Origin of the sequence: Caballeronia sp. ATUFL_F2_KS9A (genome assembly GCF_023630765.1) — a bacterium.
In the GTDB taxonomy this organism is placed as follows: Bacteria; Pseudomonadota; Gammaproteobacteria; order Burkholderiales; family Burkholderiaceae; genus Caballeronia; species Caballeronia zhejiangensis.
This window is the reverse complement of record NZ_JALQEK010000029.1, coordinates 369359-384746: the sequence shown is the minus strand read 5'-3', so window position 1 is coordinate 384746 and position 15388 is coordinate 369359. Positions and strand designations below refer to the sequence as shown.

Here is a 15388-nt window from a genome sequence, read left to right as displayed (position 1 = left end):
ACATCACCCGTCCGCGTTTTTTTCGCGCGTCAGTTCCTCGATGATGAGCCGCGCGGGCGCCGGCAATGCCGCGCCTTTTCTGGTCACGACGCCATACGGCTCCGTGCGCGAACGCACCGCGATGGCAAGCCGCTTCGCGAGTCCGTGTCCGGCGAGAAACGTCGCCATGTCGAGCGGCATCATTGCGACGAGCGTCGGATCGCGCTGCAGCAGCAGGACGGTCGTGATGGTCGATGCCGTTTCGATCGGATGCAAGGGCAGCGGCAGCCCCGCTTCCTTGAACTCGCGCTCGTAGAGGCTGCGGATCGGCATGATGGCCGGATAGACGATCCATCGGCTCGAAGCGAGTTCGCTCAACTCGACGCGCGGTGCATCGACGAGCGCATGGGAGACGCCCGCGACGATCGCGAGCGGTTCGTCGCGCAACTCGACGTAGTGGTAATGATCCGGCTGACGCGCGACGCTCGCACGGCAGATCGCGACGTCGAGCCTGCCTTGATCCAGCAGCGCGAGCAGGCGCGCGCTCGTGTCTTCGACGACTTCGATGGTCAGCGCCGGCTGCCGCTCGCGCAGTCGCGCGAGTGCATCGACGAGCACGCCCGACACCGCGCCGGTGATCGCGCCGATGGCGAGCCGTCCGCCCGTGCCTTGCAGAATGCCCGCCATTTCCTCGCGTAAATGCGCGACGTCCATGTGAATCAGCCGCGCATAGCGGATCACGCAGCGCCCGAGTTCGTTCGGCTGAATGCCTTGCGCCGAACGCGTGAAGAGCGTGGCGCCGAGCGTCGCTTCGATCTCGCGCAGCGCCTTGGTCGCGCCGGGCTGCGTAAGCGCCATTTCGTCGGCGGCGCGATGCAGCGAGCCATGATCGTCGAGCGCGATCAGCAGGCGCAGTTGCTTGAGCCGCAAGCGCGCGGCGATGGAATCGGCATTCGGCAGCATGGTTTCGGCAGGCATAGGGACAACGAGAAGATAACGGAAAGTTATTGCCCCGGCAGCAGCTTTCATTATTCAAGCGATGCAGCGTTCTCTACATTGTGGGTTCCGTTCACCTCGTCAAGGAAATACCGACTCATGAAGCTGCTGCGATACGGCGCTCCCGGCCGCGAAAAACCCGGCCTTCTCGATTCCAGCGGCGCGATCCGCGACTTGTCCGGCGTCGTCGGCGATATCGCGGGCGATGCGCTCCTGCCCGAATCGCTCGCACGTCTCGCGAAGCTCGATCCATCGACGCTGCCCGTCGTGCCTTCGAACGAACGCATCGGGCCGTGTGTCGGACGCATCGGCAAGTTCATCTGCATCGGGCTCAATTACGCCGATCACGCGGCGGAATCGAATCTGCCGGTGCCGTCGGAGCCGGTCGTGTTCAACAAGTGGCTCTCGGCGGTCGTCGGCCCGAACGACGATGTGCGCATTCCACGCGGCTCGAAGAAGACCGATTGGGAAGTGGAACTGGGCGTCGTGATCGGCAAGGGCGGCGCGTATATCGACGAAGCCGATGCGATGAGTCACGTCGCCGGTTATTGCGTCATCAACGATGTCTCCGAGCGCGAATATCAGATCGAGCGCGGCGGCACCTGGGACAAGGGCAAGGGCTGCGATACGTTCGGCCCGATCGGTCCGTGGCTCGTCACCGCCGACGAAGTGCCCGATCCGCACAAGCTCCCGCTCTGGCTCGAAGTCGACGGCAAGCGTTATCAGAACGGCAACACGAGCACGATGATCTTCAAGGTCGGCGAGATCGTCGCGTATCTCTCGCGCTTCATGAGCCTGCAACCGGGCGATGTCATTTCGACGGGCACGCCGCCGGGCGTCGGCATGGGGCAGAAGCCGGACGCCATCTATTTGCGCGCGGGACAGACGATGCGCCTCGGCATCGAAGGTCTGGGCGTTCAACAACAACGCACGGTGGACGCATGAACCGATACGACTTCACGAATCGCGCGGCTGTCGTGACGGGCGGCGCGCAGGGCATCGGCTACGCGGTGGCGCAGCGTCTATTCGAAGGCGGCGCGCGCGTCTCGTTGTGGGATCGCGATGAAGCCGCGCTGGCGAATGCCCGCGCGCGTCTGGGCGACGTTCAGACCGTGCTCGTCGATCTGACGGATCGCGATGCAGTTGCCAACGCGACGTCGCGCACGCTGGAGCGCTTCGGGCAAATCGACGTGCTCGTGCACAGCGCGGGCATCGCGGGCGCGAACGCGACGGTCGCCGATTACGCGCCGGAAGAATGGTCGCGCGTGATCGACGTCGACCTCAACGCGGCGTTCCATGTGAATCAGGCGATCGTCAGGGCGATGATCGCGCGCGGCTATGGACGCATCGTCAACATCGCGTCGATCGCGGGCAAGGAGGGCAATCCGAACGCGTCGGCGTACAGTGCGGCGAAGGCGGGCGTGATCGCGCTGACGAAGAGTCTCGGCAAGGAAACGGCCGGCCTCGATATCGCGGTGAACGCCGTGACGCCCGCCGCCGCGCGCACGAAAATCTTCGAGCAGATGAAGCAGGAGCACATCGACTACATGCTGTCGAAGATTCCGCGCGGACGCTTCGTCGAAGTGAACGAGATCGCATCGATGGTCGCGTTCCTCGCTTCGTCGGAGAACTCGTTCACGACGGGCGCGGTCTTCGATCTCTCCGGAGGACGCGCGACTTACTGAACACACGCGTCAAGACAAGAAAATCAAGGAGACAAGCCACATGAATACCTTCGCCGCCCCGCGCGAGGCGACGCTCGACGACAGCCGCATCTACAAGAAAGTGTTCTGGCGCTTCGTGCCGCTGTTCGTCGCGTGCTTCGTGTTTTCGTATCTCGATCGCATCAACATCAGCTTTGCGAAGCTGCAGATGCAAAGCGAGCTCGGCTTCTCCGACGCCATGTACGGCTTCGGGGCGAGCGTATTCTTCGTCGGATACTTTTTATTCGAAGTGCCAAGCAATATCGTTTTGCATCGCGTCGGGGCGAAGCGCTGGATCGCGCGCATCATGATTACGTGGGGCATCGCGTCGGCGTGCATGATGTTCGTGCGCAGCGAAACGTGGTTCTACGTGCTGCGCTTTCTGATCGGCGCGCTCGAAGCGGGCTTCGTGCCGGGCGCGCTGTACTTCTTCACGAAGTGGTTTCCGTCGTCGCGGCGCGGGCGCATCAACTCGTTTTTCATGGCGTCGATCGCGCTGTGCGGGATCATCGGCAGCCCGCTGTCGGGCGCGATCATGAAGTTCTGCGATGGCCTGAACGGCATGCCCGGATGGCAATGGCTCTTTCTGCTCGAAGGCATTCCGTCGGTGCTGCTCGGCTTTGTCGTGCTCGCGTTCGTCGATGACGACGTCGATCACGCAAAGTGGCTCGACGCCGGCGAAAAGCGCGCGCTGAAAGCGCAACTCGCGCGCGATCCGAAAGTCGGCGAAGTGCATTCGCTGAAGGCCGCGTTCAGCCAGCCCGTCACGCTCGTGATGGCGCTCATCTATCTGTTCCTCGCGATGGGCATCTACGGGCTCGTCTTTTGGATGCCGCAGCTCGTGAAAACCGCGGGCACGAGCGATCCGTTCATGATCGGCCTGATCTCGATGCTGCCTTACGCGGTCGCGGGCATCGGCATGATCCTGATCGGCAAGCATTCGGACCGGACCGGCGAACGGCGCTGGCACCTCGGCGCATGCGCGCTCGCGGGCACGATCGGTTACGTGCTGTGCGGCTTCTTCCCGACGAACACGGTGATGCTCGTGATCGGCCTCACGATCGCCGCGACGGGCATCATTACGTCGCTCGGGCTGTTCTGGATTCTGCCGACGCGCTTTCTCACCGGTATCGCAGCGGCGAGCGGCATCGCGCTCATCAATTCGGTCGGGCAGTTCGGCGGGATCATCAGTCCGTACATGGTCGGCAAAGTGAAGACGATGACCGGCAGCGCGACGCCCGGCCTCTATGCGATCGCGTGCGCGTGCCTGCTGGGCGCGATGCTGATCGTGTGGGGCCTGCCGCGCCGCCTGTATTTCCGCGAGAGCGGCAGCGAGTGAAGCGAACTCGACCGCCGGTCAGTGAGGCGCGTTGACCACCACGTACTGAACGGACGTGCCCGAGTATTGCGGCTGATACCACGTCGAGCCGCATTGCTGATACGTCACGCCGTTGACGCTGATCGCGGAGCAACTGGGCGGCAGTGTATGAACGATGGAGCCGACTATGGCTGCCGTCGCGACCACGGTTGTCGTGACGGCGGCAGCGGTTGCCACCGGATGGTCGTTGTACCAGCCGCCGTTGTTGTAGCAGCAGCCGTGGTTGTCACTGATGTTCTGCGCCGCATTCATCCGGTTATTGCTGATGTTTGTCGCCGCGCTCGTTCGGTTCGAACTGACCTGCTGAACGGTGTCCTGCCGGTTGCCCTCACGCGTCGTGCGGTTGGCTTGCCGTGTCGCGACATTGGTTTCATGCGCGCTCTGCCAGGCGCCGCTATTCACGGACGTTTGAGCGCCGCCGCGGACTTGAAAGGCGCTTGCCGTCGACGCGATTGTTGCCAGTAAGAGCGCCGCGCATGCCGTGCTTGAGAAGTTCTTCAAATTCATGATGATGATCTCTACATTAATCGATTATTGCGTGTCTTTGACCTGCACGATTTTGATTTCGCGCGCGTTCTCAGGGGCCGAGAATGCGAATGCGCCATTTCCGATTTCAGGATTGAGGTTCCAGCGATAAATCGCCGTGTATTGCGGCCGCTCCTTGTCCGACAATGTCACGATATTCAACTTGCACGGCAGCGGTTTATCGCCTTTCTGAACCCAGAGCTGCCAATCGACCGATTTTTCGTGGTATGCATAATGTGAGCACGTCGCGCCGTTTATTGTCTCGTCACCGAGATAGGCGGCGGAAAGCACTCTTTTCATGTCGTCCGAATTCGCTCCCAGCGTGAAAATATCGCTTAACGGCAACTCGATTCCGTACTTGTCGCCGAGATCGCTGATCAGTTCCTTGATGGTGGCCGGCGCCGGCACCGTCGCATAGTATTTGCCCGGCTCAGTGTAAAGCGTGAAGTGCTTTCCGTCGAAATAGGCGTGACGACTGCTGCCAGGCGCACCGCCGGAAATATCCGCCTTGAGATGATCGGGGCGATTTACGGTCAGCTTCGTCGTGTGCGACAACTGGACCAATTGTGCCGTTTTACCGTCCACCATGATTTGATCTGTCGTCGAATCGACATCCAGAACGAACTGCTTCACGGTTTGCATATAAGCGCTCATTTTGGCCAGCGCTTCCATTGCGGCGGGATCTGGTTTATGCGCGGTCGCCGTTTCCTTCGCCGATGCGCTTACCATGCTGCATAACGCGCCTGCAACCGCGGCGCACAGCGCGAGTTTCGCGAAGATAGTCGTCATTGTCTTCTCCTGAATTGATGATTGAAATTCGACGAGATAATCATCAGAGAATACCTTTTTGTTATAGGAACATGATTTAGTCCGCGTAAATTTTCTTTGCCGATTGAAATAAATTATATGATGGAAGTGCGTCAGTTCAACTGAAACACTGATTTTCGGTTTTTGCTTCGCGCCCGGCTGACGCGATTATTACGTTTTTTGACGTCGAACTTATTCCCGCCGTATTTTCGGCGCGTTGAATAAGTATTTCGTTTGGCGTCGCGCTGGACAATCGCTGCCTGCGACGCCTTTTATTTGAATAAGCGCAATCTGTTTCGGATCAACGCACAGATCGCAATGCTCGTTGGCGCTAGCGCGCCGGAGCGCTTTTGCGCGCGGCTTTCTGCGCGTACATCTTGCTGTCGCTTGCCGCGAGCAGATCGATCACCGACGAATGCCGAGCGGCGTCGAACTGTGTCTGGCCGACGCTGAAGCGAATCCGATAACCCGGCGCCGATGCCGCATTGCTCGCCGCGAGCAATTCGCGCAGGCGATCGAGCGCGCGGCGCGTTTCGTCTTCGCGGGCGTCGGTCAGAAGGGCGACGAATTCGTCGCCGCCCAGACGGCCGATGACATCGCTCTCCCGCAGCGATTCGCGCAGCGCGGCGGCGAAGGTCACGAGCGCGCGATCCCCTTCCGCATGACCGAAGGTGTCGTTGATCTGCTTGAAATCGTCGAGATCGAAGAAGAGCAGCGACGCGTCGCGCTCAAGGCGCTTGCAGACGTTCAGCGCATGCTGCGCGAGCGCTTCGAAGCCGCGCCGGTTCGCGATGAGCGTCAGCTCGTCGACGGTCGCGAGCTCGATCGCCGCGATCTCCTGTTCCGCGATATGCGCGAGATCGCGCAACAGGCCGCGTTCGTCGCCGTCCAGCTCGCGCGGGCGCGTGTCGATGAGACAGAGCGTGCCGAGCTTGCTGCCGTTGGGCACCATGAGCGGCTGACCGGCGTAGAAACGGATGCCCGGATGGCCCGAGACGAGCGGGTTGTCGTGAAAGCGGACGTCTGCGCGGGCGTCGGGAATCATGAAGACGTCGTCTTGCAGGATCGCGTGTCCGCAGAAAGAAATGTCGCGCGAGGTTTCCTGCACGCCGAGACCCGCGCACGACTTGAACCACTGACGGTTTTCGTCGATGAGCGAGACGAGCGCGATGGGTACGTCGAAGACGCGGCGCGCGAGACGCGTCAACCGGTCGAAGCGTTCTTCGGCGGGCGTATCGAGGATGCCGAGCGTGCGCAGGGTGGCAAGGCGGGCGGATTCGTTCTCGGGTATCGGTGCGACGAGCATGTGTCTCCGTGCTTAACGTAACCACTGGAGCCGTTATTCTCTGACAATTGCGCAATAAATACATCCGTTCGTGCCGAAGGCGCGCGGTTGCGTTTTCGCTATGATGCCGATGGTCTGCGGCCCTTTGTCACGGCAATCCCTTCGCACGCGCGGCGCTCGCGCAGGTCCGATGCATTCGGCGCGTTTTTGCTGCAACCTCGTGGCTACATCGCAAGAGCCGACGATCCCATTCAACCGATCCGCCCGGAGCGCCGATGAAATTCAAGCTGGACTGGACCCTCGTTTCCCCGATTCTCGCGCTCGTCGTGCTGGCCGCGGCCGCTTTCATACACAGCGGCGCGCTGATCGTGCTCGCGGCCATCGCGCTGGCGTTCGCCGTGTTCGCGGCGGTGCATCACGCGGAAGTGGTCGCGCATCGCGTCGGCGAGCCGTTCGGCACGCTGGTGCTCGCGGTCGCCGTCACGGTGATCGAAGTCGCGCTGATCGTCTCCGTGATGCTTTCCGGGGGTCCGGAAAAAGCCGGTCTGCCGCGCGACACGGTGTTTGCCGCAATCATGATCTGCAGTTGCGGGATCGTCGGGCTGTGTCTGCTGATCGGCGGCTTGCGGCATCACGTGCAGGATTTTCAGCTGCAAGGCGCGAGCGCCGCGCTCGCGATCCTGTGCGCGCTTTCCGTGCTTACACTGGTCTTGCCGAATTTCACGAGCACGGTCGCCGGTCCCGCGCTTTCGACGTCGCAACTGATCTTCGTCGGCGTGATTTCGCTCGTGCTGTACGTGACGTTCGTGTTCGTGCAGACGATCCGCCATCGCGATTATTTCCTGCCGTTCACGCCGCCGGCCGCCGCGGGCGTGCAGGACGAGGATGAGGCGCCGCACGCGCCGCCGCCGAGCAACCGGGAGGCGTGGGTCGCGCTCATCTTTCTGATGCTTTCGCTGGTTTCGGTGGTCGGGCTGGCGAAGCTGCTGTCGCCGGCGGTGGAAGCGGGCGTCGCGGCGGCGGGCGCGCCCGAGGCTGTGGTCGGCGTGGTGATCGCCGCGCTCGTGCTGCTGCCGGAAGGACTCGCCGCCTTGCGCGCGGCGCGCCTGAACCGCCTCCAGACGAGCTTGAATCTCGCGCTCGGTTCGGCGCTCGCGAGCATCGGATTGACTATTCCCACAGTGGCCGTCGTGTCGATCTTCATGGGCCAGCCGATTTCGCTCGGGCTCGCGCCCAAGGAAATCGTCATGCTCGCGCTCACGCTGCTCGTGTCCGTCATTACGCTCGGCACGGGCCGCTCGACCGTGCTCCAAGGCGTCGTGCATCTCGTGATCTTTGCGGCTTTCCTGTTTCTTTCGGTCGTGCCTTGACGCGCGTCGTCCGATCAATCGTGCGATTTTGTTACCATTCACGGTTTTTCGCGCGTCCGCGCGCGACGTTTCGCGGTCTCATCGAAAGTCCTGAAGGAAAAGCATGTCATTGAAGAAGTCCGCATCGTTCGCGATGCTTGCAGCACTCGCCGCCGTGTCGTTCTCGGCGCAAGCGAAGGAAATCACGCAAATCCGTTTCGCCGTCGATCCGTCCTATCCGCCGTTCGAATCCAAGCAGGCCGACGGCAAGCTCGCCGGCTTCGATATCGATCTCGGCAATGCGCTCTGCGCGCAGATGAAGGTCAAGTGCGTGTGGGTCGAAAACAATTTCGACGGCATGATTCCCGGCCTCAAGGCCCGCAAATTCGACGCCGTGTTGTCCGACATGGGCATCACCGAAGAGCGCCTGAAGCAGATCGATTTCACCGATCCGCTCTATGACACGCACGCGCAACTCGTCGCGCGCGCCGGCTCGGGCATCCTGCCGACGCCGCAGGCATTGAAGGGCAAGCGCGTCGGCGTCGAGCAAGGCACGGTGCAGGAGCGTTACGCGAAAGTGAAATGGGAGCCGCAAGGCGTGACCGTCGTGGCTTACGGCGATCAGGAACAGGTCGAGGCCGATCTCGTCGCGGGCCGCATCGACGCGATCTTCACCGACGCCGCGCAAGCCGCCATCGGCTTTCTGAAGAAGCCGCAGGGCAAGCCGTTCGCGCTCGTCGGCCCGATCGTCGAGGACAAGGCGATCATCGGTCCGGGCACGGCCATCGGTCTGCGCAAGGGCGACGCCGATCTGAAGAACGGCCTGAACAACGCGTTCGCCGAGATCAAGAAGAACGGCACGTTCAAGCGCATCATGGCGAAGTATTTCGAGACGGATATCTCGATCCGGTAAGCGCCGTCCGCCGCATTCGTTTTCGACCGGAAAGGCATCGTTCGCGATGCCTTTTCTTTTCGCTTTCGACGAGAGATACATCGAAGATGCAGGTTCATCATCATCCGCTCGTCGGCGCGTCGCTCGGCACAGGGCGCGCGATCACGAGCTATCGATTCGGTCCGCAAGACGGCGACGCGGCGCCGAAGGTCTATATCCAGGCTTCGCTGCATGCCGACGAATTGCCGGGCATGGTCGTCGCGTGGTATCTGAAGCGGCGCTTCGCCGAACTGGAAGCAGCGGGGAAGCTGAACGCGCGTGTCGTAGTCGTGCCGGTCGCGAATCCGGCGGGATTGAACCAGCATTGGTTCGGCACGCAGATGGGCCGCTTCGAGATGCGCTCGGGGCAGGACTTCAACCGGCGCTTTCCCGAGTTCGGCGCGGAATTGGCGCTCGAACTCAAGAACCGTCTGACGGGCGACGCGACGCGGAACGCTCGGCTCATCCGCGCGGCGCTGCGCGAGCATCTGGCGGCGCTCGAAGCGGCGACCGAGCTCGAATCGCAACGCATCGAGCTGATGAAACTCGCGTGCGACGCGGATCTCGTCATCGACCTGCATTGCGACTGGGAAGCCGTCGCGCATCTCTACACGACGCCCGGCGCGTGGCCCGCGATCGAACCGCTCGCGCGCTATCTCGGCAGCGAGGCGCAATTGCTTGCGGACGTGTCGGGCGGCGAGCCGTTCGACGAGGCGTGCACGGCGGCGTGGCGCTATCTGCGCGGTGCGCTCGGCGAGCGCTTTCCGATTCCGATGGGCGCGCAATCCGTCACGCTCGAACTGCGCGGCGTGCGGGACGTGTCGCACGAGATGGCGGCGCGCGATGCACAGGCGATCGTCGATTATCTGACGCACATCGGCATGATCGCAGGCGATGCGCCGAAGCCGCCGCCGCTGCGCAATCCCGCGACGCCGCTTGCGGGATGCGAGTACATCCACGCGCCGATGTCGGGCGTGATTCTGCATCGGCGCGAAATCGGCGAGCGGATTCGCGCGGGCGACGTCATCGCCGACGTGCTCGATCCGCTCGACGATCGCCTCGTGCCGCTCGTGGCGCAGACGGAAGGGCTGCTCTACGCGCGGCACTGGACGCGCTTCGCGACGGCGGGAATGCTGGTCGCGCGCATCGCGGGCGCGGACGCGGCGCGGCAGGGCGACCTGCTCGTGCCTTAGCTGCGCCTCGGTTGCGCGGCGGCGGGTACCATAGATTCGGCTGGCCTTACGTCATGGAGAACAAGAAACATGCTCAAGAACATCGATCCGCTGCTCAACGCGGACATCCTGCACGCGCTCTGCGCGATGGGTCACGGCGACGAAGTCGTGATCTGCGACGCCAACTTTCCCGCCGATTCCGTCGCGCGACAGACGGTGCTCGGGCGCGTGCTGCGGCTCGACGGCGTGAGTTCGCCGCGCGCGGTGCGGGCGGTGCTGTCGGTGCTGCCGCTCGATACGTTCGTCGATCATCCTGCTCAGCGCATGGAGGTCGTCGGCGACGCGGCCGCGCTGCCCGCCGTGCAACGCGAAGCGCAGCGTGAAGTCGATGACGCCGAGGGGCGCGCCGTGCCGCTGGCGTCGATCGAGCGTTTTGCCTTCTACGAGCGCGCGAAGAACGCGTATTGCGTGATCGCCACCGGCGAATCTCGGGGTTACGGCTGCTTCATCTTCAAAAAGGGCGTGCAGTTGGCGCCCGACGCGCCGGAGAAAAATTGACCGATCGACGTAGGGAATACCCTGTTGCTTTTTTGAAAACGTGTTGCGGTGCAGCGAGAAAGGCGTATAGTTAGGGTTATTCCCTAGCTACTTATCCTGAGAGACCCACATGAAAACCACCGCACAACAATCCCTGGTCGTTTCGTTCGGTTCCTGGCTGCGCGCGGCAAAGGCTGCGGTGCGTCGTGAGTGGAACCGTGCGCTGCAACTGCATCTCCAGAACTGCGAGATTCTCGTCGAATCGTATCGCCGCAAGTAAGCCGCGCGCGACAGCATCCCGGTCAAGAGCATCATCCGCAACGCCCCGGAAGTGAAGAGCTTCCGGGGCGTTGTCGTTTTTGCGCTTGACATGCAACCAAATGGTTGCATAATCCGTTCATGGATGACGATTCGGTTTTTCGCGCGCTCGCCGACGCGAGCCGCAGGCAACTGCTCGACCGGCTTCGCGAGGCGAACGGCCAGACGCTCGGCGATTTATGCGACGGCCTCGGCATGACGCGGCAGGCCGTGTCGAAGCATCTCGCGATACTCGAAGACGCGAATCTCGTGTCGACGCAGCGTCATGGCCGCGAGAAGCGTCATTTCCTTAATCCGGTGCCGATCCACGAGATCGCGCAACGCTGGATCAGCAAGTTCGAGCGTCCGCGGCTGGACGCTTTGTCCGACCTGAAACGCACGCTTGAAGGAGACGATCATGAGTAGCGACACGTTTGTGTATGTGACCTACATCCGCACGACGCCGGGAAAGCTGTGGGAAGCGCTGACGACGCCTGAGTTCGTTCGGCAGTACTGGTTCGGGATGCATCAGGAATCCGACTGGTCAGCAGGCTCCGCGTGGAAGATGCTGTTTTCCGATGGACGCGTCGCGGATGCCGGAGAAGTGCTCGAAGCCGAGCCGGGCAAGCGCCTCGTGCTGAAATGGCGCAACGAATTTCGCGACGATCTGAAGGACGCGGGCTGGTCGCGCTGCACCTACGACATCGAGGCGCTCGGCGATGCGGTCAAGCTCACGGTCACGCACGTCAGCGAGAGCAAACCGTTCATCGAGGCCGTGTCGGGCGGATGGCCGAAGATTCTGTCGAATTTGAAGTCGTTGTTGGAGACGGGTTCCGTCGCGCTCGTCACGAAGTAACACGGCCATGAAAAACGGCGCGCTGTCCTCTCTGGCAGCGCGCCGTTTCGCTTCACGCGATCGAGCCGTCGATCAGATCGCCCAGCCGCCGAGATAGAAAACCGCGAGCACGACCGCGATCGCCACCGTGCCGACATTCAGCTTGCGCCATTCGCCCGCGACGATGCGGCCGATCACGAGCGTGCAAAAGCCGAGCATGATGCCCGTCACGATATTCGCCGACAGCACGATATACACCGCGCAAACGAGGCCCGACATCGTGTCGACCGTGTCCTCGAAATGCAGCTTGCTCACGTTGCCGAGCATCAGCAGGCCGACGTACATCAGCGCAGGCGCCGTCGCGTAGGAAGGCACGAGCGCGGCGAGCGGCGACAGGAACATCACCACCAGGAACAGCACGCCGACGACGCTTGCCGCGAGACCCGTCTTCGCGCCCGCCGCCACGCCCACCGACGATTCGATATACGCCGCAGCCGGCGCGCCGCCGAAGCAGGCGGAGAAGATCGAGCTGAGCGAATCGGCGGTCAGCGCGCGGCCGCCGTTGACGATGCGTCCGTTCTTGTCGATCTGGCCCGCTTGGCCCGCGACCGCGCGGATCGTGCCGGTCGCGTCGAACACGGCGGTCATCACGAGCGCGAGCACGCTCGGCAGTACGGCCATCGAGAGTGCTCCCTTGATGTCCATCGCACCGATCAGCGATGCATGGCCCGGCGCCGACAACGCCGGCAGCGCGAACACGCCATGAAAGCGCACGGACGGATCGAAGATCAGGCCGATCGCCGACAGGCCGATCACCACCAGCAGGATGCCGCCCGGCACGCGCCGGCGCTCCAGACCGAAGATCGCGGCGAGGCCCGCCACCGACATCAGCACCGGAAACGCCGTGATATGCCCGAGCGACACCGGCATGCCAGGCGCGGGATTCTTGATGATGAGCCCGACATCGTTCGATGCGATCAGCAGCAGGAACAAGCCGATGCCGATGCCCGTGCCGTGCGCGACGCCCGTCGGCAGATTGCGCAGGATCCACGAACGCACGCCGGTGACGGAGATCGCGGTGAACACGACGCCCATCAGGAACACGGCGCCGAGCGCGATGTTCGGCGTCAATCCCTTGCCGAGCACGAGACCGAAGGCCGTGAACGCAGTCAGCGAGATTGCGCAGCCGATCGCGATCGGCAGACGCGCCCACACGCCCATCAGCAGCGAGCCGAACGCGGTCGTGAGGCACACCGCGACGAACACCGCGCTCGTGTCGAAGCCGGCCTTGCCGAGCATGCCCGGCACGACGAACACGGAGTAGACCATCGCGAGGAACGTCGTAACGCCCGCGACGATCTCGCGTTTTTCCGTGCTGCCGGTTTTGGAAATGCCGAAATAGCGATCGAGAAATCCGCCGCTGGCGGTCTGAACGCTTTCCTCTCGTTCTGTGGGGGTGATGTCGATGTCGCCAAGCTGCTGGGCGGAGGATTCCAACATGAGCTGCTCCTTTATCAGCACGCTGAAACGGAACGCCGTGCGCCGCGCTTGTCAGCTCGCCGGCACCGCGGGTCCATCGTCAGGGTCGTCTCGTATGTAGTTCTGGATGAATGCCGGGTGACGCGCTCTGATGGCTGCACTCGGTCAGGACAGAGACTAGGGGAACAGAACGCGGGGTCCAATCCCATGAAAAACATGCCGCTCATGCCGAGCGGCTTATATGCCGCGAATCCCGCGCGGGGCGGGGCTCCCGCATGAGCGAGAAAAGGCCGGACTAGGGGAAACGCCTAGTCCGGACCGGGCCGCTATTTTACTCGTTCGACGTTGTAAGGCGCGTTACTGGATGACGCGCGACACGCCGCGTCCGCGCGGATCGGACATCGGTTCGGGCTTGTCGCCGTCGATGCGGATCGCCTGAATGTCGCCATTGAAGTTCTGCATCGTGAACTTGTAGCCCTTGTCTTCGAGCTGCTTGACGACGCTCGCGTCGAGCTGATGGAACGGCTCCTGATAGATCGTGTCCGGCGGCAGCAACTGATGATGGAATCGCGTCGCGCCGACGGCTTCCGCCAGCGGCATGTCGAAGTCGTACACGTTCGTGATGACCTGGAAAATCGACGTGAAAATGCGCGAGCCGCCCGGCGTGCCGATCACCATCGCGACCTTGTCGTCCTTCGTGAGGATGGTCGGCGTCATCGACGAAAGCGGACGCTTTTTCGGCGCGATGGCGTTCGCATCGCTGCCGACGACGCCGAACATGTTCGGCACGCCCGGCTTCGACGCGAAGTCGTCCATTTCGTCGTTGAGCACGACGCCCGTGCCTTCCGCGATCACGCCCGAGCCGAAATAGCCGTTGATCGTGTACGTGTTCGACACCGCGTTGCCCCATTTGTCGACGACCGAAAAGTGCGTCGTTTCCGCCTTCTCGGGCATCGACGTGCCGAGTCCCGGCTGCACGCTCTTCGTGTCCGAAGGCTTGTCGGGATTGACTTCCTGCGCACGCTTCAGGATGTAGTCGTCGTTGGAGAGCTGCGCGACCGGCACCTTGTAGAAGTCCGGATCGCCGAGATATTGCGCGCGGTCCGCGAACACGCGCTTCTCGATTTCGGCCACGAGATGGATGTACTGCGCGGAATCGAGCGGCACGTCCTGGAACTTGTCCTTGAGGTCGGCCTTCATCTTGAGCAACTGCACGAGGCCGACGCCGCCGGAGCTCGGCGGCGGCGCGGTGATCACGCGATAGCCGTTCCAGCTTGCCGTGATCGGCTGACGCCACACCGCCTTGTAGTCCTTCAGGTCGCGCGTCGTGATGAGGCCGTGGCCTTCCATCGACTTGGCGATCAGCTCGGCGGTTTCGCCTTCGTAGAAGCCTTTCGCGCCTTTATCGGAGATGCGCTGCAAGGTCTTGGCGAGATCCGGCTGCTTGAACACCTGACCGGCCTTCATGCCGCCGAAGTACAGATCGAAGTTGGTCTTGCCGGCGAACTCCTTCGATGCGTTGTCGCGTCGCGAGACGAGCTGATCGTCGACTTCGAAGCCGTCCTGCGCGTACTTGATGGCCGGCGCGAGCACCTGTTTCCACTTCAACTTGCCGAAGCGCTTCTGCGCTTCCCACATGCCCTGGACCGTGCCCGGCACGCCCACCGCGCGATGCCCGATGAGGCTCATGCCCTTGATGACCTCGCCCTTGTCGTCGAGATACATGTTGCGCGTGGCCGAAAGCGGCGCGCGCTCGCGATAGTCGAGGAAGTACGGACGATGATCGACGTAGAGCGTCATGAAGCCACCGCCGCCGATATTGCCCGCTTCCGGATACGTCACGGCGAGCGTGAAGGCGATCGCGACGGCCGCATCGACCGCATTGCCGCCGAGCTTGAAGATTTGTTCCGCGGTGTCGGCGGCGTATTTGTCGGCGACCGCGACAGCCGACGCGGTCAGCACCGCCGGCTGATTGTCGGTGGTTTTTGCGTAAGCCGGCGCCGTCTCGACGAATCCCGCCGTCATGAGCGCCGACGCGACGATGGCGCCGAGTGCGACCGAGCGGATGCGAAGTTCCTTTTTCAAAAGCATCTCCTGCGTTCTCCTTTATTGCAT

16 protein-coding genes are annotated in these 15388 nt (G+C 62.6%); 10 read left to right on the top strand and 6 right to left on the bottom strand.

All coding sequences use genetic code 11. From position 1 onward, the window contains the following. Positions 1 to 3: 3 nt before the first annotated feature. The gene (locus NCS67_RS17540; RefSeq protein WP_008353151.1) at positions 4 to 942 is read right to left on the bottom strand and encodes a LysR family transcriptional regulator; all 939 of its coding nucleotides are present in this window, start codon (positions 940 to 942) and stop codon (positions 4 to 6) included. Positions 943 to 1074: 132 nt separating this feature from the next. On the opposite strand from NCS67_RS17540, the gene NCS67_RS17535 reads away from it, so the two are divergent. The 3 genes from NCS67_RS17535 to NCS67_RS17525 are packed head-to-tail and all read left to right on the top strand — an operon-like array spanning position 1075 to position 4017. Next, a complete protein-coding gene (locus NCS67_RS17535; protein WP_008353152.1) occupies positions 1075 to 1920 on the top strand; it encodes a fumarylacetoacetate hydrolase family protein in 846 nt (281 codons plus the stop codon). Then, positions 1917 to 2660 (top strand): SDR family oxidoreductase, encoded by a 744-nt coding sequence (locus tag NCS67_RS17530; protein ID WP_008353153.1) that lies wholly within the window; start codon positions 1917 to 1919, stop codon positions 2658 to 2660. The genes NCS67_RS17535 and NCS67_RS17530 overlap by 4 nt, the downstream gene beginning before the upstream one ends. A 40-nt stretch (positions 2661 to 2700) precedes the next feature. Next, positions 2701 to 4017, top strand: coding sequence for an MFS transporter (locus NCS67_RS17525; RefSeq protein ID WP_008353154.1), 1317 nt, complete (start codon positions 2701 to 2703; stop codon positions 4015 to 4017). Positions 4018 to 4035: 18 nt separating this feature from the next. Here the strand turns inward: NCS67_RS17525 and NCS67_RS17520 are convergent, their stop codons facing one another. The 3 genes from NCS67_RS17520 to NCS67_RS17510 form a co-directional block, all read right to left on the bottom strand. Next, on the bottom strand, positions 4036 to 4458 hold the full coding sequence (locus tag NCS67_RS17520; protein WP_502801859.1) for a DUF6515 family protein: 423 nt from the start codon (positions 4456 to 4458) through the stop codon (positions 4036 to 4038). Positions 4459 to 4587: 129 nt separating this feature from the next. Continuing rightward, positions 4588 to 5370, bottom strand: coding sequence for a DUF2092 domain-containing protein (locus NCS67_RS17515; RefSeq protein WP_250435905.1), 783 nt, complete (start codon positions 5368 to 5370; stop codon positions 4588 to 4590). Between the two features lie 349 nt (positions 5371 to 5719). Next, entirely contained in the window at positions 5720 to 6694 is a 975-nt protein-coding gene (locus tag NCS67_RS17510) for a GGDEF domain-containing protein (RefSeq protein WP_175979417.1), read from the bottom strand. A gap of 254 nt (positions 6695 to 6948) precedes the next feature. On the opposite strand from NCS67_RS17510, the gene NCS67_RS17505 reads away from it, so the two are divergent. The 7 genes from NCS67_RS17505 (at position 6949) to NCS67_RS17475 (ending at position 11815) form a co-directional block, all read left to right on the top strand. Further along, the gene (locus tag NCS67_RS17505) at positions 6949 to 8043 is read left to right on the top strand and encodes a calcium:cation antiporter (protein WP_175979416.1); all 1095 of its coding nucleotides are present in this window, start codon (positions 6949 to 6951) and stop codon (positions 8041 to 8043) included. A 103-nt stretch (positions 8044 to 8146) separates the two neighbouring features. Beyond that, positions 8147 to 8935: an ABC transporter substrate-binding protein gene (locus NCS67_RS17500; RefSeq protein WP_175979415.1), complete on the top strand. Its 789-nt coding sequence runs from the start codon at positions 8147 to 8149 to the stop codon at positions 8933 to 8935. An 86-nt stretch (positions 8936 to 9021) separates the two neighbouring features. Continuing rightward, positions 9022 to 10146 carry a succinylglutamate desuccinylase/aspartoacylase family protein gene (locus tag NCS67_RS17495; RefSeq protein ID WP_008353162.1) on the top strand — a complete coding sequence of 375 codons (1125 nt, stop codon included), beginning with the start codon at positions 9022 to 9024 and terminating at the stop codon, positions 10144 to 10146. Between the two features lie 69 nt (positions 10147 to 10215). Continuing rightward, positions 10216 to 10683: an RbsD/FucU family protein gene (locus NCS67_RS17490; protein ID WP_008353164.1), complete on the top strand. Its 468-nt coding sequence runs from the start codon at positions 10216 to 10218 to the stop codon at positions 10681 to 10683. A gap of 109 nt (positions 10684 to 10792) precedes the next feature. Next, the gene (locus tag NCS67_RS17485; RefSeq protein WP_157695790.1) at positions 10793 to 10942 is read left to right on the top strand and encodes a hypothetical protein; all 150 of its coding nucleotides are present in this window, start codon (positions 10793 to 10795) and stop codon (positions 10940 to 10942) included. 119 nt (positions 10943 to 11061) lie between these two features. Then, positions 11062 to 11385: an ArsR/SmtB family transcription factor gene (locus NCS67_RS17480; protein ID WP_008353166.1), complete on the top strand. Its 324-nt coding sequence runs from the start codon at positions 11062 to 11064 to the stop codon at positions 11383 to 11385. Then, a complete protein-coding gene (locus NCS67_RS17475) occupies positions 11378 to 11815 on the top strand; it encodes an SRPBCC family protein (RefSeq protein ID WP_008353168.1) in 438 nt (145 codons plus the stop codon). The genes NCS67_RS17480 and NCS67_RS17475 overlap by 8 nt, the downstream gene beginning before the upstream one ends. Before the next feature lie 72 nt (positions 11816 to 11887). Here NCS67_RS17475 and NCS67_RS17470 read toward each other — a convergent pair whose 3' ends face one another. Next, entirely contained in the window at positions 11888 to 13294 is a 1407-nt protein-coding gene (locus NCS67_RS17470) for an NCS2 family permease (RefSeq protein ID WP_008353171.1), read from the bottom strand. Positions 13295 to 13630: 336 nt separating this feature from the next. After that, entirely contained in the window at positions 13631 to 15298 is a 1668-nt protein-coding gene (ggt, locus tag NCS67_RS17465) for a gamma-glutamyltransferase (protein ID WP_502801863.1), read from the bottom strand. Positions 15299 to 15388 lie beyond the last annotated feature (90 nt).

Coding starts and splice junctions, on each gene's coding strand:
- NCS67_RS17540 (WP_008353151.1), bottom strand. CDS start 942: ATGCTGCCGAATGCCGATTCCATCGCCGCGCGCTTGCGGCTCAAGCAA.
- NCS67_RS17535 (WP_008353152.1), top strand. CDS start 1,075: ATGAAGCTGCTGCGATACGGCGCTCCCGGCCGCGAAAAACCCGGCCTT.
- NCS67_RS17530 (WP_008353153.1), top strand. CDS start 1,917: ATGAACCGATACGACTTCACGAATCGCGCGGCTGTCGTGACGGGCGGC.
- NCS67_RS17525 (WP_008353154.1), top strand. CDS start 2,701: ATGAATACCTTCGCCGCCCCGCGCGAGGCGACGCTCGACGACAGCCGC.
- NCS67_RS17515 (WP_250435905.1), bottom strand. CDS start 5,370: ATGACGACTATCTTCGCGAAACTCGCGCTGTGCGCCGCGGTTGCAGGC.
- NCS67_RS17510 (WP_175979417.1), bottom strand. CDS start 6,694: ATGCTCGTCGCACCGATACCCGAGAACGAATCCGCCCGCCTTGCCACC.
- NCS67_RS17505 (WP_175979416.1), top strand. CDS start 6,949: ATGAAATTCAAGCTGGACTGGACCCTCGTTTCCCCGATTCTCGCGCTC.
- NCS67_RS17500 (WP_175979415.1), top strand. CDS start 8,147: ATGTCATTGAAGAAGTCCGCATCGTTCGCGATGCTTGCAGCACTCGCC.
- NCS67_RS17495 (WP_008353162.1), top strand. CDS start 9,022: ATGCAGGTTCATCATCATCCGCTCGTCGGCGCGTCGCTCGGCACAGGG.
- NCS67_RS17490 (WP_008353164.1), top strand. CDS start 10,216: ATGCTCAAGAACATCGATCCGCTGCTCAACGCGGACATCCTGCACGCG.
- NCS67_RS17485 (WP_157695790.1), top strand. CDS start 10,793: ATGAAAACCACCGCACAACAATCCCTGGTCGTTTCGTTCGGTTCCTGG.
- NCS67_RS17480 (WP_008353166.1), top strand. CDS start 11,062: ATGGATGACGATTCGGTTTTTCGCGCGCTCGCCGACGCGAGCCGCAGG.
- NCS67_RS17475 (WP_008353168.1), top strand. CDS start 11,378: ATGAGTAGCGACACGTTTGTGTATGTGACCTACATCCGCACGACGCCG.
- NCS67_RS17470 (WP_008353171.1), bottom strand. CDS start 13,294: ATGTTGGAATCCTCCGCCCAGCAGCTTGGCGACATCGACATCACCCCC.
- ggt (WP_502801863.1), bottom strand. CDS start 15,298: ATGACGGCGGGATTCGTCGAGACGGCGCCGGCTTACGCAAAAACCACC.